The organism is Candidatus Accumulibacter vicinus (assembly GCF_000584955.1).
Taxonomy (GTDB): domain Bacteria; phylum Pseudomonadota; class Gammaproteobacteria; order Burkholderiales; family Rhodocyclaceae; genus Accumulibacter; species Accumulibacter vicinus.
Genome location: NZ_JDSS02000004.1, coordinates 11,649 through 30,842 on the forward strand (window position 1 = coordinate 11,649; position 19,194 = coordinate 30,842).

The following is a 19,194-nucleotide window of genomic DNA, read 5'->3' on the forward strand; positions in this document are numbered from 1 at the left end:
GAAGGGATCGCCGGGCGAGCGGCCAGTGGCCGAGCAACTGGCGCTGACCGGAGAGCCGCGATGAAGCAACTCCAGGTCGATTTCGTTGCGCCGTCGCTGTGGCGCCTGCCGGTCGCGGCGCGCCAGCGGCGGATCCTGGTCGGCGTCTCGGTAACGACCGCGCTTGCTGTGGGGGCCGTCTTCTGGCAGTGGCAGCAACTCGATCAGCAGCTCGCCGAAACGACGCAGGCGATCGCCCTGGCTCGCCAGGAGATCGTCGCGCGCACGCCACCAGCGCCGGTACCACTGCTTCTCTCCGAGCCGCAGATCGTCTCCATCAACAACGCCATCGCCCAACTGAATATCCCCTGGCCGGCGGTGCTCGACGGTTTCGAGCGCCTCGCCGGCGCCGACATCGCCCTCCTGCAGATCGAGCCGGACCATCGTCGACGTCTGGTCAAAGGCGTAGCCGAGGCCAAGGATCATCAGCGGATGCTCGGCTACCTGGAGTTGCTCGGCTCGACCGCACCGTTTGCCGGCGCGATGGTGACGCGGCAGGAGGTGAATGAAAAGGATCCCAACCGGCCGCTGCGTTTCCTGTTCGAGGCGCGGCTCGACGATTCGACCGTGGTGGCTGCGCCACTCACCGACCCGGTCGGGGAAGCCGAGTGAACAAGCTGAAGCGGTTCACCGATCACCTGCGGCTGGTGGCCGATCTCTGGCTGCACCGGCATGGTCCGTGGTGGCTGGTGCTCGCCGGCGTGCTCGCTGTGCTGCTGGGTTTCGCTGTGATCGTCATACCTGGGCTTGACGCCGAGCTGGTAGCGAAAGTCGCGACCCTGAACGCGTTGCAGGAACGCGTGGCGAACAGCCACACACCATCCACCGCCGCGACGCTTCCCGCGACCGGGTCGGCCCTCCACTACCAGGCCTTCCGCGAGACGCTGGCCGACGATGAGCAGGTTCTGCCGGGCATCAAGGCCATTCTCGACTCGGCCGTGGACCATCACTTGGTCGGCACCCGCGCCGAATACGTGCGTGCGGTCGATACGAATGCGCAGGCGGCGACGCTGCAGATGACCGTGCCGGTGAAGGGGCGCTACAGCGACATTCGATACTGGGTTGAGGAGATTCTACGTACACACACCTACGTGGCGGTGAATGAACTTGCCTTCAAACGCGAGGAAGTGGGTCTCAACCAGGTCGAAGCCAAGGTTCGCCTGACGATCTGGCACCGCCCGGCGAACCCGGACGAGCACCGCCGCCGGATGGACGCAGTTGTAGTGGACCCATGAACAACCGTCGTCTACTCTTGTTGTCGCTACTGGTGGTGGCCGCGTACCTCGCGTTTTTTGGCGACAAGACGCCGAGCGACAAATCTGCTGCCGATGTCGTCCAAGCGGTACCGGCAAGGGCTAAGGGCAGTTCCGGCGCGAACAAATCAGCGCTCACGCCGGCCGAGAACCGACCGGTCGTGTCGAGGCTTCTCACCGGCAAGGCGGCGTCGACCCTGGAGGTGGACGCCTTGATTCCGCGTGACACGTTGATTCCGGCGGCCAGCGATGACCAGGGCGATCGTGACCTGTTCCCCGCGCTGAGCTGGACGCCACCGCCACCGCCGCCGCCACCACCAGCGAAGCCACCGCCGCCGATGGCTCCACCGGTGCCCTTCGTGTACCTCGGCAAGAAACTCGAAGGCGGGCAATGGGAAGCCTATCTCGGGCGCGGCGAAGAGGTGTTCATCGTTCGCGAGGGCATGGCCCTGGACGGCACCTACCAGGTCAAGAGCATCAACCCACCGACGCTGACGCTGGTATACCTGCCGCTGAAGCAGTCGCAGACCATCCCCATTGGAGGATCGCAATAGTGAGCAAGGCCAACTCCGGCCGTTCCGGACCTGCAGGCTGGCGGCGCGGCTGCCTGAGTATGACAGTCGCGCTGTTGCTGGCCGGGTGTGCGGCCCAGAACGCCTACCGCGAAGGGCAGACGCTGCTCGCGGAAGACAAGGTCGACGCCGGGCTGGCGAAAATTCAGGAAGCGATGACCCTTGACCCGTCTTCCGCCGAATATCGCATTGCCTACATACGCGCCCAGGACCGCTACCTCAATGCCAGTCTCGCCAAGGCTGAACGCGCTCTTGCCGAGGCGCGTTACGACGAGGCCGAAGGCGCTTTCCGCCGTGCGTTGATGTTGCAGCACGGTAACGACCGGGCGCTCGCCGGCTTGCGACAGATCGAGAGCGCGCGCCGCCACGATATTCTGTTCCAGGAAGCCGAGCTTGCCTGGGCCAAGAAAGATCCCGATCTGGCTCTGGCCCGCCTGCGGGCGGTCCTTGCCGCCTACCCGAAACACGAGCGCGCGCTTGCCCTGCAGCGACTGATCGAGGAGAAAACCGCCAAGGCCGCCAAGGAGTCGGTGTTGACCGCAGCCTTCCGGAAACCGATCACCATCGAGTTCAGGGATACGCCGCTAAAGACGGTCTTCGAAGTCATTTCACGGACTTCGGGTCTCAATTTCGTCTTCGACAAAGATCTGCGCGCCGATCAGAAAACGACCATTTTTCTGCGCAACAGCACGATCGAAGCCGCGATCAACATCCTGCTGCTCACCAACCAGCTCGAGCAGCGTGTCCTCGACGGCAACTCAATCCTGATCTACCCCAGCACCCCAGCCAAGCAGAAGGAATACCAGGCTCTGGTCGTCAAAACCTACTATCTGGCGAATTCAGACGCCAAGACCGTCGGCACGACGCTCAAGACGATCCTCAAGACCCGTGACATCGTCGTCGACGACAAGCTGAACCTGCTGATGATCCGCGACAGCCCGGAAGCGATCCGGCTGGCCGACAAGCTCGTGGCTCTCCAGGACGTGCCCGAACCCGAGGTGATGCTGGAGGTGGAGATCCTTGAGGTCAAGCGCTCGCGGCTGCAGGCATTGGGGATCAACTGGCCGGACAATATCGCCCTGCGCGCATTGCCGGTCGACAAACTGACGCTGAAAGACCTCGGCAACATCACCTCGGCGACGACTGGCGTGACCGTCGGGCCGGCTGTCATCCGCGCCAATCAACTCGACACCGACGTCAATCTGCTGGCCAACCCCCGTATCCGCGCGCGCAACCGCGAGAAAGCCAAGATCCTGATTGGCGACCGCGTGCCGAACATCACGTCGACGATCACGGCAACGGGCTTTTCCTCCGAGTCGATCACTTACATCGATGTCGGCCTGAAACTCGACATCGAGCCGACGATCTATCTCGACAACGAAGTCGCGATGAAGGTGACGCTCGAAGTCAGCAACATCGTTAACCGGATCGAGACCAAGTCCGGCACGGTGGCCTACCAGATCGGCACGCGCACGGCGACCAGCGTCCTGCGCCTGAAGGACGGCGAGAACCAGTTGCTGGCAGGTCTGATCAGCGACGAGGACCGGCGGACGGCCAACAAGGTCCCTTTCATCGGCGAGATTCCGATCCTCGGCCGGCTGTTTGGCAGTCATAGCGACGAGGGAATCAAGACCGAGATCGTGCTGTCGATCACGCCGCGCATCCTGCGCAACATTCAGCGTGCGGAAGCGTACCTGGCCGAGTTCGATGGCGGCACTGAAACCAGCTTCCGTGGCCGGTTCGATGGCGGCGGCGGTGGGGCCACGCCGGTGTTCGGCGCCCTGGCGCCCTCGCTGGCCGCCTCTGCGCCGCCTGCGGCCGGGACGGCCAAGCCTGGCGGATCGGCAACACCCGGCGGGCAGGTCAATCCGTTCGCACCGCAGGCGCAGTCCGGGTCCGGGCTCAACGCGCAGGCAGCGACCGCGCAGACCAGCGCGGCATCCTCGCCGGTCAATCCTTTTGCGCCGGCGGTCGAGGGCAGCACGCTGACGCCGGAATCGCTGTCTCCGTCCGCTGTCCAGCCGGCCTTGCAGGCGGCCGGATCGGCACTGCTGCTCTGGCAGGGGCCGACACAAATCCGGGTTGGCGACACTTTCGCGCTGCAACTGGTGATGCAGACCGATCGGCCGGTGGTCAGCGTGCCCCTGGCGATCGGCTTCGACCCACGCCTGCTGCAGGTCGCCAATGTCAGCGAGGGCGGTTTCCTCAAGCAGGGTGGCGCGCAGACCAGCTTTACCTATCGCATCGACCCGGGCGGACAGGTATTGATGACCGCGACGCGATCCGGTGACGGCGGCGCCACGGCCCCGGACAGCCTCGCCACCATCAATTTCCGGGCGCTGGCGGCGGGTGCCGCGCGCGTCGAATTGATCACCATCGCTCCGGTGGCATCGGGGGGATTGACGATCAATGCCACCTTGCCCGGAGCGCATGCCGTGACGATCACGCCCTGAGCGATGCTGCCCGCACGCGCCTTTCGATTGCGCCTCCGGAGGTCCTCCCGAGATCCGGAAAGGGAAAGCGCGCATCGGGCGCGCGGCTTTTCGCTGATCGAACTCTTGATCACCCTCGCGCTGGTCGCCGTCCTTGCGACGATCGTCGTCCCGGTGGCGCAGACCTCGTTGCAGCGCAGCCGCGAGCAGGACCTCCGGCTGGCGCTGCGCGAGCTGCGCGCAGGCATCGACCTCTACAAGAAAGCCAGCGACGAGGGGCGCATCCGGAAATCGCTCAACGACACCGGCTATCCCAAAAACCTGCAGATCCTCGTCGATGGCGAAGAGGATCTGCGTGACCCCAGGCATCGCAAGATCTACTTCCTGCGACGGATTCCGCGCGATCCGATGCATCCGGACAGCACGCTGCCGGCGGCCGAGACCTGGGCCCAACGCGCCTACGCCAGCGAGCCTGATGACCCCAAGGAAGGCGAGGACGTGTACGACGTCTACTCGAAATCGAGCGGCATCGGCCTCAACGGCATTCCCTACCGCAAATGGTAGGGATCGGGAATCCGCCCAGGCCGCGCGGCCGTTTGCCGGGCGTGGCATGCATCGGCCGGCACCGGCAGGGCTTCACGCTGATCGAACTGCTCGTCGTGCTGTCGATCATCGCGCTGCTGCTCACCCTGGCCGTACCGAAGTACATCCACAGCGTCGACGTCGCCAAGGAAGCGGTGCTCAGCGAGAATCTGCATCTCGTCCGCGAGACGATAGACAAGTTCTACGGCGACAAGGGGCGTTATCCCGAGAGCCTCGACGAGCTGGTCAGCGAGAAATACCTGCGCTCGCTGCCTTACGACCCGATTACCGCGAGTACCCGCACCTGGACGATCATTGAGCCCACCCATACAAACAACTCGCCCGACGTCAAGGGCAAGGTCTACGATCTCAAGAGCGGCGCGCCCGGCAGCACCCTCGACGGCAAGCCTTTCGCCGATCTCTAGCGATGCCGCCCGCTCACGGCCTTTCCGAACACCGCCCGCAGACCGGCTTCACTTACCTGGGGCTGATGATCCTGGTCGCCGTCCTGGCGCTGGCGACGAGTGCGACGCTGACCCTGGGGAGTCTCGTCCAGCGGCGAGAAGCCGAGCAGCGCCTGCTCGAGGTTGGCGACACCTATCGTCGGGCGATCAGCAGCTACCTCAACAGCAGCCCCACCGGCGATCGCCGCTACCCCGGATCGCTCGCCGACCTGCTCAAGGATCCGCGTTATCCGGGCGTTCGCCGACACCTGCGGCAGCTCTATCCCGACCCGATCACCGGCAAGAACGACTGGGGTCTGGTGCCGGCACCGGGTGGCGGGATCATGGGGATCCACAGCCTCTCCGACGACCGCCCGATCAAGATCGCCGGCTTCGAAACCGCGAATCAGGCTTTCGAGGAGAAGTCGCGCTATTCGCAATGGCTGTTCGTCGTGATGCCCATCGCGACAGGCGTCAGAACCGGGCCGGGTCAGGGGGCAAACGCTCCTTTGCCGACCGCGAACCCATGGGTTTCCCCATCACTTTCCGGACTGTTTCCCTCGCCGAACCCGGCGCCCATTCCAGCACAGCCAGGACCGTCCCGGTGATTCTGGCCGATGACCTGACTCGCCGCCGGACTCTTGCTTTGACGGTGCTACGACGAAGTCGAAGTGCTGCCGGCCGACCCGAATGCCCCTGGCCTGCGGCTGTGGGTGACCCGGCACCGGTTCTGGGAAGCGATGTGCAGATGCGGCCATCGGAGCCGCTATCGGCCGCCGCGTGCGGGGGTCCTGCCCGAATCGGAAGGCGTGCGGGTGAACGCCCAGCAGAGGTTCGGGCCACGCCTGGCCGCGCTGCCTGAGCGAGCGGTCGGCTAGATCGGGAAAGGAACCTCTGCGGGTGACCGCAGGAAGAAAAAACGGCCTCCCGAAGGAGGCCGTTTTGATTGCTACCGGGCAGGGCAGTCGAAGGGGTTTACCCTCACGCCTTCGTCGAGCGGCGGCGCAGACCGACCAGGCCGACCAGGCCCGCGCCGAGCAGCGCGAGCGAACCCGGTTCCGGTACCCGTTGAGGACGGACGAAGAAGTCGGCATCGGTCACAAAGCCGCAGGTCACGTGGGCACCAGAAAGATTGGTGCACTGGGGTGCGCCAGCCACATTCCCGAATTTACCTTCATTCCCATCTCCGACCATCCCGCGGAAGGCGCCGTTGGAAATGCCGACCTGGGTAGTGTGGAACCCGGTCAACGTGTCCAGGGTCAGCACACTGTCTGTGTAAACGAAGTTGGTGTTGTTATACAGAACATCCAGGCCGCCGCCGAAATTACCGAATTGCACCGAAGTGGGAGCCAAGGTAAAGGCGGCGTTCGAGGAGCCCACCCCAAAAGCAGCAACCACGTCTGCGGTCAGATACGTATCTCCGGCAGTCCCAAGGCCGGTCGCTACACGAAGCGTTCCCTCGGACGTCACCATGCTGATCATATCCAGCATTCCCGGTCCCGTGGGGGCGTTGATGAGATTCTGGGAGAAGGGTACTGCACGGTCATAGACGCAGACCAGCGCGCCGACGCAGTTGGCGTTCCCCGTGAGGTCGGCCATCGTGTAGCCAGCTACCGTGGTTTCTCCCAGGTGCACATACTGGCGCCCGCCGTTCGGGGTAAAACTGGTAATCTGGTTGGAGATGATCCCATAGACTTGGTTGTTCGAGGGCGCTCCCGAGGGCAGGAAATTGTCGATACGGACGACGCCGATGAACACGTCGCCGATACTGATCAGACCGTCGAGATTTGCATCAATATAGGCTTCACGGTCCTGATCCTCCAGCGTGTTCAGCAAGCCGTTGGTAAGGCCGCCGTTGATCGTTGCCGCTCCAGCCGACGCGGCCAGACCGAAGCTCAACGCAATGGCTGCTCCGATCTTGCGCACCTGGGATGGCAGACGGCTCCCCTGGGTGCTTTTGGTGACTTGACTCATGGTGTGTTCCTTTCAACAATGCAGATTGAGATTAGTGCGCGTAACCCCCAGGTTCAATCAATAGCGAGGTTTCGCTGCCAATCAATAAGCAGAAACCGTGCCAGAAAATATTAATCATTTTTTTTCAAATAGTTGAGAGAATTTTTCAGATCAGTGGGAAGCGTGTGTGTAAAATATCCCGACACTTGCCACGAACGAACTGGTCCTCGTCTTACCGCTGATCAGATTTGACCATGCCCACCAATTCGACCCCCCTCGGCACACGACTCGGCTTGCAAGCTCCTGTTCTCGCGCGCCCAGGTCGTGGAGGATCTGCTGCGGGGTTTTGTCGGCGAAGACTGGGTCGAAGACCTCTGGACTTCAGCGCGCTGGAAAAAGTGGGCGGCAGCTATGTCACCGACGATCTGCGAGACCGCGTGGACGACCTGATCTGGCGTGTCCGCCGGCGGGGCGAGTGGCTCTACGTGTACCTGCTGCTCGAATTCCAGAGCACCGTAGACCCCTGGATGGCCCTGCGGATCCTGGTCTACACGGGCTTGCTCTTTCCGGACCGGATCAAGAGCGGCGAAGTTCGGCCCGGCCAGAAACTCCCGGCCGTCTTTCCCCTGCTCCTCTACCATGGGCGCAGTCGCTGGACGGCCGCGCGTGACGTCAGCGAACTCATCGAGTGGCTGCCCGGCAGCCTCAAGCGCTATCATCCGGCCCAGCGCTACTTCCTGCTGGAAGAAGCCGCGGTGAGTGAAGCGGATCTGAGCGACCCGCAAAACCCGGTCGTCAACATCATTCGCCTCGAACGGAGCGCCGTCCCGGCGGATGTCCGGCGCGCCGTATCGCAATCGCTGAAGTCCCTACCAGGACCGGCCTCTGCCAGCCTCAGACGTGCCTTCGTGGTCTGGATCAACCGCATCGTCCTCCGACGGCTGATGCCCGGACAGGAGGTACCCGAAGTGAACGAACTACAGGAGATCGACACCATGCTTGCCGAAACCGTTGCAGGATGGACCCAACAGTGGAAAGAGGAGGGTTTGCAGGAAGGTTTGCAGCAAGGCCGAAAGGAAGACCGAAAGGAAGGTGAAAGCGCCTTGTTGCTGAAGCTGCTCGAACGTCGTTTTGGCCCCTTGCCCAACTGGGTGAACGAGCGCCTTGGGCAGGCAACCTCCGAGCAACTGGAGACCGGGGGCCTCGACCTGCTGGATGCCGCCGGACTCGACGAGGTGTTCAAGGCACACTGATCGGCTTCCCTCAAAGAAGCTGTCCAGAAACTCCAGACTCTGCTGTACCGAGGCGCATCATTTTGTGGCCTTGCTCAAGCGCTGGATCATTGAACGGACCTTTGCCCGGCTCGGGTGGTCACGTCACCTTTCCAAGGATGACGAGTGGCGCCTGGGTACTGCCGAAACCAGGGTCCGCCGCTGCTGCTCACCGGATGCTCCGGTGGCTGGCCGGCTTGGTTCATGGACAGCTTCTTAAATCTGGTCTGGCCGACGGTGGCACTACTTTTCGTTACGCCAGTCGCGCAGCGTTTCCTTGCGCGGCAGGGGGGCATCCTTGTTGGCACGACGATCGTGGATGAGCGGCAGCGCGGCACCGAGAACGAAAACGATGCAGAGGCCAAAAATGATCCAGCCTGCGTTCATGGTCCTCCATTTTCGGTGAAGGAAACAGAGATAGATGACTGGCCAGAAGTCACTGACCGTTCTTGGTTACTCGCTGAAAAAGTCCGCGCAAAGTGCTCTGAATGTCGGCAGGCAGGAGGACGACCTTGGCGTTGTCGGATTCAGCGATCTTGCTGAGACTGGTGATGTATTTCTCGCCGAGCAGGTAGAGCATCGGCAGTTCGTTGTCGCCAAAAGCACGATTCACCTTCGTGATCGCCTGCGAGGATGCTTCGGCAAGGGTCACCTGCGCTGCGGCATCGCGTTTGGCGGATTCCAGGCGTGCTTCGGCGGTGAGGATCATCGACTGCTTCTCGCCTTCGGCACGGGTGACCATCGCCTTGCGTTCCCGCTCGGCCGAGGCCTGCATTTCCATCGCGCGCTGCATCGACTGCGAGGGTTTGATGTCCTGGATTTCGACCGATTTGACGGTCAGTCCCCAGTCCAGCGCTTCGTCGGCAACGCCGGCTTTGAGACGCGCCTTGATGGTATCCCGCGACGACAGTGCCTGGTCGAGTTCCATTTCCCCGACGATCGAGCGTAGGGTGGTCATGATCATGTTGCGGATCGCTTCAGAGTAATCCTGAACGCCATAGACGGCTTTCACCGGGTCGGTGACCTTGATGAAGGCGATGGCGTTGACCACAATCACCGCATTGTCGCGCGTGATCACCTCCTGCTCCTGGACATCGAGAATGATGTCCTTGGTGGTGACCTTGTAGGAGACGATATCGATGTAGGGAATGATGAAGCGCAGTCCTGGCAGCAGCGTGCTGTGGTACTTGCCGAGGCGCTGCACGATCCACTCCTCGCCTTGCGGAACGATACGAACGCCATTGGCGACGGTAACCGCGACAAAAATGAGGAAAACGATCGAAAATATGGTCATGCCGGTCATCTTGCTTGCTCCACTTTGATGTAACTGCCTTCAACCGCGACGATGCGAACCCGCTCACCCGCCCCGATCGCCGTATCGGCGTAACACTCCCACACGTCGGCGCCGAGAATCGGTTTCTGAAAACGCACCTGAGCGCGGGTTTCCGGGGTGACTCCAGAGACCAGGATGCCGACTTCACCGCCCACGTTGGCAGCCGAGGTGCCGACAGCGGTCCTTGTGCGCGGCTTGAGATAGCGAAACCAGAGACCGACCAGCATTGCCGAGAGCGCCGCCCAGAGCAGGAACTGGCTGGCCAAGGAGAGCTCAGGCACGGCCAGCAGGATGACGCCGACGGCTGCTGCCGCGATGCCGAACCAGACCAGAAAAAATGCTGGGATGGCCATTTCGGCCATCGTCAGGCTCAGTCCGAGGACCATCCAGTGCCACCATTCGGGCGAAAACATCGCGCATTTCTCCTTCTGTCCGTACGCTCCGGATGGCGGCGGCACATCGCCGCAGTACCTGCAACCACCGATCAGCCGTGCCGGGATACAGGTCGATTAGACGCCATAACGCCGCTGCAGGCAAGTCACAGCATGAATATCACTGCCTTTTGCGGAAACACCGCATGACGGAACCCGATTCGGAATGTTCCCTGCGTTCCCCCGTGAACTGGCGCAAGGCGCAAGCTCTCCGCCAAACTTCAGCCGAGTTCGCGCGCCACGACCGCCACCGAGCCAGCGTCGGGCAGGCTGGCCAGTTGCGAGAGGATGTAGTCCTTGACCAGCGCCAGCAGTTCATCCACGCGCGCTGGCGGCATGCCGATTTCCTCGGCCACGCCGCGCACTGCTGCCAGTTCATCGGTAGTCAGCGCGCCGTCGGCATAGGCGACCATCAGACAGGTGGCAATCACCAGGTCGCGCTCCGCCGCCTCGCTGAAGATGCCGGCGAATTCACCCGTCTGTCCGGTCGCTTGCAGGCTGTCGAATGCCGGCCAGTCGACGCGGTCGTCGCAACCGCTGTCATGGAACCAGCGAATCAGGGCCACTTCCTCGGCGGTCCTGACGCCATCGACATGCGCGATGCGCAACAGCAGGCGGGTCGCGGCGATGCTCTGGCCGGCATCGAGGGATACGTTTTCGAGCAGGGGGAACATACGAACTCCTTCAAGGTTGGATCTGACGCCGCAGTTCGGCGAGTCGTTCCTGCACCTCGCGCGCGGACAGCGACCGGAAGCGTTGCGGCAACAGCGAGCGCCGCGAGGTTTCGGCCACCGCGAGCATTTCCATGTAGCCCACCATGGCCGTTTCCTGCGGTGGCATGAAGTCCTCGATGGCGCGCGCGAGGACCTCCCGGCTGACGGCCGGGGTAGCCGCGGCGCCGGTTCGTACGCGCGCATCGGGGGGCGAAGGAAGGGGCGAATCGATCCGCTGCGCTCGCTCGGCGAACTCGGCGGCGAGCAGGGCAAGGGCTTCCAGGTCGGCATTGGAATAGCCTTCGAGCCCCTCGCAGGCGGCCAGCAGGTGCGCTTCCGGGAAATCGACGGGCACCCGGTAGCGCTCGAAAACGGCGCCCATGACGGCGGCACGTTCGGCCGCGGTCTCGGCGTAGAAAAAGGGGATTTTACGGTCGAGGCGGCCGGGGCGCTTGATGTCGGTATCCAGCTTGTCGGGGCGGTTGGTCAGCAGGATGAACAGGACCTGGCCGCGATTCTCGGGATCGGACATGAATTCCTTGAGTCGGGCAATGACCCGCGAACTGGTGCCGCCGTCGGCATCGTCACCTTGCCGGCCGAAGCTGCGGTCGCCTTCGTCGATGAGCAGCGCGATCGGTCCCATCGCCTTGACGGTTGCCAAAACGCGGTCGAGGTTGGCCTCCGTCGATCCGACCCATTTCGATCGGAAGTTTTTCAGGGCGATTCCGGAAAGTCCCGCCTCCTTGAGAAAGGCCTTGATCACGAAGGTTTTGCCGGAGCCCATCGGCCCCACTGCGAGCAGGCCCATCGGTGCGCGTGCGCGCTCGCCGCCCTGGATCAGGCGCGCGATGTCAAGCAATTCGCTCTTGATCGGTTCATTGCCGCCGACGCTTTCCAGGCCATGCCGTGGATCGATGAATTCGATCAGGCCGGCGCATTCCTTTTCGATCAATTCGCGTTTGCGCTGGCGTACCAAGGCCATCATTTCGCCCGCAGGATCGCCGCTTTCGGGCAGCGCGCGCGTTGGGTCGACGATCTGGCGGATTTCGGCGGGCGTCATGCCGGCGGTGATCGCGGCCAGTTTTTCGGCACGCTCGGCGGCTTGCGGGCTACCCTGCAGCAGGCTGGCAATCAGCGTCCGCCGCTGCGTCTGGCTCATCCCTTGCGGCGCTTCGCTGGCGACGATGCTGGCCAGTTGAATCAGGCGCAGGCCGGCGGTGTGGTCGGCGAGTGGCTCGGCCTCGGCTGCCGGCATGCCTGGTGAGTAGTGCCGGATCGCCGCATGCCGATCGGCCCGATCGGGCATCGGCAGCGCGATCGCCAACACGCGTGGATGCGTCAGCAGCGCCGGGCTCAGGTCGGCCAGCGATTCGCTGACCAGGATGACGACGTTGTCGCGATTGGCAAACTGTTCATCCAGCGACCAGCGATGCAGGGCCGTGAACGCACCGCGCTCCTCGAGCGAGAGCTGGTGCAGTTCGGCGGCAGGGAAAAGGGTTCCAGCGTAGGGAATCAGGAGCGCGCTGGAGCCTTGCCCGCGCATCTGCCGTTCGAGCGACTCGAAGATGCCGTTGAGTCCCTTGCCTTCAAGATGGCGGTAGAGTTCTGCCTTCTCTTCGGCGCTGCCGCCCTGAATGACGCGTACGCCAAGGTCGACGCTGAGTTCGTAGATGTGCTGCTTGTTGTCCTTGAGCAGCACTTCGCTGAGGAAGGGCAACAGCGTGTAATAGCGTTCGCCGACCCGATAACGGTCGAAAACGTTGCGGTAGAGAACGAATACCGAGGCTTCGCCGGCCAGGTATTTCTGGCGTAGCGTCTCGGCCCAGGCGGGCAGGGCTGGCCGGCCGTCGCTGCCGGGGCTCATGCCGGGACGCGGGCAGGGCAGCGCCTGCGGTCGCGCATGGCCGTGTGTATCACCTTGCGCATCACATCGCGCATCACATCGACTTGCCGGTGGTATCGGTCTGAACGCTGCGCGCGCGTTTCATTTCCTCGAGCTGCTGGCGGGCGGTGATTGCACCGCTGCTCTGCCGCAGCCGCGCGAGCTTGACGTCGAGATCGGAATCGCGCAGCTCGCTGCCCATCTTGGCTTCGGCAACGGTATTCCTGATGTGTTCGCGGACGTTGTCGAGCGCCCGCACTTCGGCATCGACCGACAGGCCGTCGAGCTGGTTCTGAATCTTCAGCCGCGCCTGCGCGCTGTGCATCTGCGCCAGCATGCGATCCTTCTCATCCTTGAGCTTCTGAATTTCGGCCTTGACCTGGATCAGCGAATCCTTTGCCTCTTGTGCGTCAGTGCTGGCCTGTTCCATTTCCTGGTCGAGCACCTTGGTGCTGGCCTCGAGGGCGTTCTTTTTCTGGATCAGCACGATGCCGAGTTCGTCCTGGCCAGTGGCGAGCGCGGCGTTGAGGTCGGCCGAGATCGCCGCGAGTTCGCTGCGCTCTTTCTCCAGTCGTGCCGAGATCTCCTCTCGCCGACGCATGATCGCAGCGGTGGCGCTCTTCAGCCTGCCGTATTTCTCGATCATCGAGTCGATGGCATTCTGGTAAGCGATCTCGGGATGACGCTTTTCCACATCGGTGATCCACAGCGAAACAAAGCCCGACCAGAGGTTGGACAGGCGTCCGACAAAATTGATGTCAGCCATCGCTTTCTTCCTTTCGTGAGTCGCTGACGCGACTTTTACATTAACCGACGCGCCTGCGACCGCCGACCGCGACCAGGTGCCGCTGCCGTGCCGCCGCCGCAGTCGAGGTCGGCATCGCCACGCCCGGCAAGGCTTCGGCGAGATCGTTCGCGAGATCTGCCTCGATGTCTTCCTGCAGGCGCAGCTTGCCGATCGCCTCTTCGAGCCGCGTGCCGACGTCTTCGCTGACCGGCAGCGTCATGATCGTCTGATAAATCTCGTCGAGCTGGTCAGGCATCGACAGCATCGCCGCCTCGATCGCCCGCCGGCGACTGAGCATGCGGTGGTGCCGCTCGATGATCGCCAGGTAATCGGTGCGTGCCTTCTGCAACTGCCGCAGGTCGGTGCCGGGACGGGGGGTGGCGAGTTCCCTGTCCAGCGCCGCCACCTGCTGTTCGACCTCGCGCAGATTGACCGACTCGGCGCGGTCGTTCATGACCAGGAGCGCCAGCCACATCGCCAGGTATTCGAGCGTCACCTCGTCGAGCTGTTCGACATCACGCCAGGCGAGCCGGCCATGACCGCTGTCGGCTCGCTGATAGAGCGACTGTACGCGTTCATACATGCGCTGATAGGTACGCAAGGTGGGTTCGGGAAGCGGACGCTTGCCCGAGCGCTTCTGAATTTCGGTCATCAACTGCTCGCGCGAGGTCTGACGGACGTTCGCCCGCCAGCGCCGATCGACCTTTTCCCGAAAGGTCGGCAAGGACGGGATGTGCAGCGCGGCGAGGATGTCGCCGGCGGCAAAAGCGATCAGCGGCACCGCACCGACCGCGAAACCGAAGGGGATCGAGAGCAATGCTCCGACTGCCAGCGAACCGAGAAAGGCGTAGAGATTGGTCTGACTGGTCAGAACCTCCCGGACGTAGGAGGGTTTCGCCTCGGCCACGGCTACACCGTCACCCGCACCTGGCCCCGGCCGGGACTGGCCTGGTGCAGTTGCCTGAGAATGCGCTCTTCGAGCGCCTGCGCCTCGCGCGAGCGCTGCCAGGTGGCCGAGCGCGGCCGTGCTTCGCTGATCACGAAATCATCGGCAACGCGCGCCGGCTGTGCGGACAGGACGATGACGCGGTCGCCGAGTACCAGCGCTTCGGTGACATCGTGCGTCACGAAGACTACCAGGCACGGCCAGGACTGATACAACTCGATCAACAATTGCTGCATTTCCTCGCGCGTCTGCGCGTCGAGCGCCCCGAAGGGTTCGTCCATCAGCAGGATGCGCGGCCGCAGGACGAGCGCGCGCGCCAGCGCAACGCGCTGGTTCTGGCCGCCGGAGAGCTGCGCCGGCCGCAGCTTGAGCTTGTCTGCGAGTCCGACCGCCTTGAGGATGTCGGCCACGCGCTGCCGCCACTCGGCTTCCGGTACCCGTGCTTTCCAGAGATTGAGCCGGAACGGGAAGGCGACGTTGTCGAACACCGTCAGATCCGGCCGATTGGCGTAGCGCTGAAAGACCATCACCGCATCGTCGTGCGGGCCGTTGCACTCGACCCCGTCGATCAGGACCTGGCCCGCCGTCGGCGTCTCGATGCCCATCGGCCGTACCCCGCCGAGCATGTGCAGAAGGGTGCTCTTGCCGCAGCCCGAAGGTCCGAGCAGCATACTGATGCCCGGTTGATCGAAGCTCAGCGAGACCTGGTCGATGACCCGCGTCACGCCACCGCCGGGCGCCGGATATTCCTGCACGAGGTCCCTGACGACCACCGACGGCGGCGTGGCTGCCGCTGGCCTGGCCACGGTCACTGCTGCGTCTCCCAGGGATACAGGCGGCGCTTCAGCCAGACCATGAACTGATAGGTTGCCAGCGCCAGCGCGATGATCACGATGATGCCGGCAAAGACCTGATCCCAGGCGCTGAAGCGCCGGGCATTCTGGATCAGCTGCCCGAGGCCCTGGCGTGCATTGACGTATTCGGCGACGGTGATGTAGGTCCACATCACCGAGAAGGCGACGATCACGGCATCGGCGATGCGCGGCATGGCCATCGGAATCACCGCCCGGTGGATGCATTCCCAGGGCGTCGCGCCGAGGTCGCGGGCGCCGATCCAGTAGCTCTGCGGCACCGCCTGGATCGCGTCACGGACCATCGGAATCAGATAGACCACGGCGCCGATGAACAGGAAGGCAATCTTCATCGTCTCGCCGATGCCCAGCCACATCACCAGGATCGGCAGCAGCGCGACCACCGGCGCCGAACGGAAGGGATCGACCAGCGGTGACAGGGCGGCGTTCACGCGCGGTGCGGCGCCCATGCAGATGCCGATCGGAATGCCGATGGCGATCACCAGCACACCCGCGACGAGCAAGCGGCCGGCCGACCACAGCGTGGCGGTGAACAACAGGCTGTCGCCCTCGTGCCAGCTCAGATACGACAGCGCCGTGACCACCTCCCAGGGCGCCGGCAGTTTGGTCGAGCTGACCAGTCCAGAGACCGCCAGCAGGCTCCACACCAGCAACAGCGCCAGCACCGAGCCGACGCCGAGCCATTGCCGCTGTCGGCCATCGAGCGGCGCGTAGGGGTTCCAGAATTCGCTCATGCGCCGAGCCTGGCCATGCGGGTCAGCGGCCGCCGAACACGGCGACCCGCGTCGTCCGGTTCAGCGCCCGGCATTCCTCGATCGAGAGCCCTTCATTGGCGGCGTTGGCTTCGACGCACAGCGGCCGGTCGGGGCCGTTGCCGACGATCTTGAAACGCTCGCGCGGGAACTCCCATTGCGTCGCCAGATAGTCTACGACCGCGCGTGCGCGCGCTGCCGACAAACGAAGATTGACCTCGCGGGCACCGGTCGCATCCGAATTGCCGCTGACCTCGAAGTAGGCCTTGCCGTTGTTCTCGATGAACGGCACCATCTCGGTGTCGACCGTCTTTTGCGCGCGCTTGGTCAATTCGGCGCTCCCCGAGGCGAAACCAACGGTCACCGGCTTGGTCACCATCGCCTCCTGCTGTGTCGCTTCCTTCTGTGCCGCCTGGGTGAACGTCGTCTGCGGCCTGGCAGCGGCCTCTGCCGCCGCCTTGTTCTGCCCGAGCAGGGCCTTCATGTAGCGATAGTCGAAGCTGTCCTGCGGCGCGATCACCGGTGATTTGGGATTGGCCAGCGCGCCCGCCTTTCGATAGATCTCGTCGAAGCGCTTGTAGACCCGCTCGTAATGATTGGTGCCGCCGGCCAGCCCGAGAATGCGCGCGTTATCCTCGACGTCGGTCCAGACCAGGTTGGAAAACAGGGCCTTGACGAACGGTCGGCCTTCCTTGTCGGCCAGCAGCTTGAAGAACTCCTGCGTCCTGACCAGTGCTTCGACGGCGTTGTCAGGGTTGGCCCGTGCCGCCTGCACGCCCGCCATCCAGCCGGCAACGAATTTCTGCACTACCGCCTGTCCTTCCGGCCTGGCCAGCAGACGCGCGTCGCAGACCATCACGTCAAAGATCAGGTTGGTCGCCGTTCGGGTCGAATAGACGACATGCGCTCCCTTGACGTTGCGCAGGGCGAGTGCCAGATCCGGGTCCCACAGCACGGCCGAGTCGACAGCGCCGGATTCGAGCGCCGCGCGCACGCCGGCAGTGCCTTCCTCGGCGTTGATGAACACCATCTTGATGCTTTCCTTCTTGCGCGCGGTCAGCGATGAATTGTCGATGGCGTCGATCAGCATGCCGTGCGAGGGCGTGAACTGCAGCAGCGCGACCGATCGACCGGCCAGGTCTTCGACCGCCTTGACCGCCGCATCTCGGGCGATGACCGCATCGCCCCCCTGAGTGTTGTCAACGATCATCACCGCCCTGCCATCGAGGCCGGCGTTGCGCAGGTTGGGTTGTTCCTGTGCCCAGAAATCCGAGGTCCGCCAGGCGCACTGCGCGGCGCCGGATTCAAAGATGGTGGCCAGCGTCGGAATGTCGTCCTGGATCACGAAGCGGACATGGATTCCCTCCTTACTGTAAAGCGAACCCGGCTGGGTATTCAGGTCGTTGCCATTGGCGACCAGTGCCGGGGCATAGCCATGAAAACTGACCAGGCTGACCTTGAGCGGGTTGGCGGCGCTGCCGAGTGGCGCGTTCCGGTCTTCGGCTGTCGTTACCCTGGCCGGTGGCGGCGTCGACTTGCTGGTGGTCGCTGCGGGCGTTGGCGCGGGCGCTGCCGCCGTCGGTTTCGTTGGCGCCACCTCGCCGCCGGCAAAACGCTCCTTGAGCCCGAAGTTCCAGGCCAGCGAACCGGCAACGCCAAGAACGACGACGGTGATCAGTCCCTTGGCCAGCGGCGTCAGTTGAGCCATGTGTTTGTTCTCCTTGCTGGGAATGTCAGTGAGCGGCGCCGGGCGCCTTGAAAGTGGTCGGTATTTCACGCAGGCGATCGATTTCGGCATCCACGCGGCGCGTTTCGCGCGCAGCGGACTCCCGCGCTGCGCGCAGGCCCGCTTCGACGCTGGTCGTTTCCTGCGCCGCACGGGTCACTTCACGTTCCAGCAACTGTTCGAGTTCGGCAATCTGTTTGCGGATCGCTGCCGTTCCCTCGTCGAGGACCTGCCTGATCTGATCGACGAGTTCGGTGGACTGCCGCTCGCGGTCCTGCAACTGCGCGGCCAATTGCCGCTTGTGCTCTTCCAGCGCGGCGATCTTGAGATCGGCGTCGCTCAGGCAATCGCTGATCTGCCAGTTGTCGTCGGCCGCATCCATCGCCAGCACCGCCATCTTGCGGGTTCCCGCATCCATGGCGCGCAGGCCGTCGAGAAGGCGCAGCAGCTTTTCGGCCGGATACGGCGAGACAGGCACCTGGGCCGCCGCGAAAATGTCTTCGAAGGCATGGCCTTCCAGGTCCGGGCAGGCCTCCGCGAGCGAGGGCAGCGCGCTTGCGGCTGGCACTGCTGCCGGTTCGTCGGACGCTTGCTCGCGCAGCCGGGGTGATGCAGGCCCTTCGGCACACGCCTCAGGTCTGGCCACCGGAGCCTCCTGCGGTGGCTCCGCTGACGCCGCCAGACGCTCATCTTCCGACAGCTCGATCAGCTTTGCTTTCGCCAGCAGATTCAAGAAACCCTTCATGCCAACCCCTGAATGCTTGCCATGTCGTATGACCTAGTAGAGTCAGGGATTATACGAACGAAAACCGGCAATGCAAGCAGCCCTGGCGCAAGAACGATCCGGCGCGCCCGCTGGCATTGCCCTGCAGGGAAGGGAAATGCTCCCGGCGATCATCAATTCGCACCCTGACCCGAGTGCTACCCTATCACCTTCGGTAGAATGCAGGCATGATCCCGGCCACATCCACTACCATTGACTGTGTCCGCTCTGTGCGGATAACCGTATGAATCATCATGAAAGCAGACAGGCGTGCCGTTCGCGCCGACCATCATTCTTGAACGTACCGGTATCGGCCAGCGCTGGTCGGCTCTTGCCGGTACCCTTTGCCGGAGGACGCTAACGGTCATGACTTTGCAAGACACCCCTGATCATGAAAATCATGACCGTTTCCCTCTCCCCCGACCCCTCCCCCACAAGTGGGGA

At 63.5% G+C, this 19,194-nt stretch carries 20 protein-coding genes; 8 read left to right on the forward strand and 12 right to left on the reverse strand.

Annotation, left to right across the window (positions count from 1 at the left end; all coding sequences use genetic code 11):
* The 7 genes from CAPSK01_RS21275 to CAPSK01_RS00250 all read left to right on the forward strand — a co-directional run.
* Positions 1–651: hypothetical protein (locus CAPSK01_RS21275; RefSeq protein ID WP_273702786.1), on the forward strand; the 651-nt coding region annotated here is incomplete at its 5' end.
* Positions 648–1,274, forward strand: coding sequence for a hypothetical protein (locus CAPSK01_RS00225; protein ID WP_034920812.1), 627 nt, complete (start codon positions 648–650; stop codon positions 1,272–1,274). The genes CAPSK01_RS21275 and CAPSK01_RS00225, both read left to right, overlap by 4 nt.
* On the forward strand, positions 1,271–1,846 hold the full coding sequence (locus CAPSK01_RS00230) for a hypothetical protein (RefSeq protein WP_034920814.1): 576 nt from the start codon (positions 1,271–1,273) through the stop codon (positions 1,844–1,846). Before CAPSK01_RS00225 ends, CAPSK01_RS00230 begins: the two co-directional genes overlap by 4 nt.
* On the forward strand, positions 1,846–4,317 hold the full coding sequence (locus CAPSK01_RS00235; protein WP_034920816.1) for a secretin N-terminal domain-containing protein: 2,472 nt from the start codon (positions 1,846–1,848) through the stop codon (positions 4,315–4,317). The genes CAPSK01_RS00230 and CAPSK01_RS00235 overlap by 1 nt, the downstream gene beginning before the upstream one ends.
* Positions 4,318–4,344: 27 nt before the next feature.
* Entirely contained in the window at positions 4,345–4,860 is a 516-nt protein-coding gene (locus CAPSK01_RS00240) for a type II secretion system protein (protein ID WP_273702787.1), read from the forward strand.
* A gap of 41 nt (positions 4,861–4,901) precedes the next feature.
* Positions 4,902–5,303 (forward strand): prepilin-type N-terminal cleavage/methylation domain-containing protein, encoded by a 402-nt coding sequence (locus tag CAPSK01_RS00245; RefSeq protein ID WP_273702788.1) that lies wholly within the window; start codon positions 4,902–4,904, stop codon positions 5,301–5,303.
* A 2-nt stretch (positions 5,304–5,305) separates the two neighbouring features.
* A complete protein-coding gene (locus CAPSK01_RS00250; protein ID WP_273702789.1) occupies positions 5,306–5,929 on the forward strand; it encodes a type II secretion system protein in 624 nt (207 codons plus the stop codon).
* A gap of 373 nt (positions 5,930–6,302) precedes the next feature.
* Here the strand turns inward: CAPSK01_RS00250 and CAPSK01_RS00255 are convergent, their stop codons facing one another.
* Complete coding sequence (locus tag CAPSK01_RS00255) at positions 6,303–7,295, reverse strand: PEP-CTERM sorting domain-containing protein (RefSeq protein ID WP_034920819.1); 993 nt, start codon at positions 7,293–7,295, stop codon at positions 6,303–6,305.
* 377 nt (positions 7,296–7,672) lie between these two features.
* On the opposite strand from CAPSK01_RS00255, the gene CAPSK01_RS00260 reads away from it, so the two are divergent.
* Entirely contained in the window at positions 7,673–8,527 is an 855-nt protein-coding gene (locus CAPSK01_RS00260; protein WP_337958505.1) for an Rpn family recombination-promoting nuclease/putative transposase, read from the forward strand.
* A gap of 261 nt (positions 8,528–8,788) precedes the next feature.
* Here the strand turns inward: CAPSK01_RS00260 and CAPSK01_RS21280 are convergent, their stop codons facing one another.
* The 11 genes from CAPSK01_RS21280 to CAPSK01_RS00310 all read right to left on the reverse strand — a co-directional run bounded on the left by CAPSK01_RS21280 (position 8,789) and on the right by CAPSK01_RS00310 (position 18,732).
* Entirely contained in the window at positions 8,789–8,932 is a 144-nt protein-coding gene (locus tag CAPSK01_RS21280; RefSeq protein ID WP_273702790.1) for a hypothetical protein, read from the reverse strand.
* 49 nt (positions 8,933–8,981) lie between these two features.
* On the reverse strand, positions 8,982–9,848 hold the full coding sequence (locus tag CAPSK01_RS00265; protein WP_034920821.1) for an SPFH domain-containing protein: 867 nt from the start codon (positions 9,846–9,848) through the stop codon (positions 8,982–8,984).
* Positions 9,845–10,291 (reverse strand): NfeD family protein, encoded by a 447-nt coding sequence (locus CAPSK01_RS00270; protein ID WP_034920823.1) that lies wholly within the window; start codon positions 10,289–10,291, stop codon positions 9,845–9,847. The genes CAPSK01_RS00265 and CAPSK01_RS00270 overlap by 4 nt, the downstream gene beginning before the upstream one ends.
* Positions 10,292–10,530: 239 nt before the next feature.
* A complete protein-coding gene (locus tag CAPSK01_RS00275) occupies positions 10,531–10,983 on the reverse strand; it encodes a TerB family tellurite resistance protein (protein ID WP_138677723.1) in 453 nt (150 codons plus the stop codon).
* A 10-nt stretch (positions 10,984–10,993) separates the two neighbouring features.
* The gene (locus CAPSK01_RS00280) at positions 10,994–12,886 is read right to left on the reverse strand and encodes an ATP-binding protein (protein WP_034920825.1); all 1,893 of its coding nucleotides are present in this window, start codon (positions 12,884–12,886) and stop codon (positions 10,994–10,996) included.
* A 73-nt stretch (positions 12,887–12,959) separates the two neighbouring features.
* On the reverse strand, positions 12,960–13,670 hold the full coding sequence (locus CAPSK01_RS00285; RefSeq protein ID WP_034920827.1) for a PspA/IM30 family protein: 711 nt from the start codon (positions 13,668–13,670) through the stop codon (positions 12,960–12,962).
* A gap of 40 nt (positions 13,671–13,710) precedes the next feature.
* Positions 13,711–14,598 carry a hypothetical protein gene (locus tag CAPSK01_RS00290; protein WP_034920828.1) on the reverse strand — a complete coding sequence of 296 codons (888 nt, stop codon included), beginning with the start codon at positions 14,596–14,598 and terminating at the stop codon, positions 13,711–13,713.
* 2 nt (positions 14,599–14,600) lie between these two features.
* Positions 14,601–15,449, reverse strand: coding sequence for an ATP-binding cassette domain-containing protein (locus tag CAPSK01_RS00295; RefSeq protein ID WP_273702791.1), 849 nt, complete (start codon positions 15,447–15,449; stop codon positions 14,601–14,603).
* Positions 15,446–16,243, reverse strand: coding sequence for an ABC transporter permease (locus tag CAPSK01_RS00300; RefSeq protein WP_034920831.1), 798 nt, complete (start codon positions 16,241–16,243; stop codon positions 15,446–15,448). The genes CAPSK01_RS00295 and CAPSK01_RS00300 overlap by 4 nt, the downstream gene beginning before the upstream one ends.
* 22 nt (positions 16,244–16,265) lie before the next feature.
* Positions 16,266–17,969, reverse strand: a complete 1,704-nt coding sequence (locus CAPSK01_RS00305) for a phosphate ABC transporter substrate-binding/OmpA family protein (protein ID WP_034920833.1) — start codon at positions 17,967–17,969, stop codon at positions 16,266–16,268.
* Between the two features lie 25 nt (positions 17,970–17,994).
* Positions 17,995–18,732, reverse strand: a complete 738-nt coding sequence (locus tag CAPSK01_RS00310; protein ID WP_273702792.1) for a methyl-accepting chemotaxis protein — start codon at positions 18,730–18,732, stop codon at positions 17,995–17,997.
* Between the last annotated feature and the right edge of the window lie 462 nt (positions 18,733–19,194).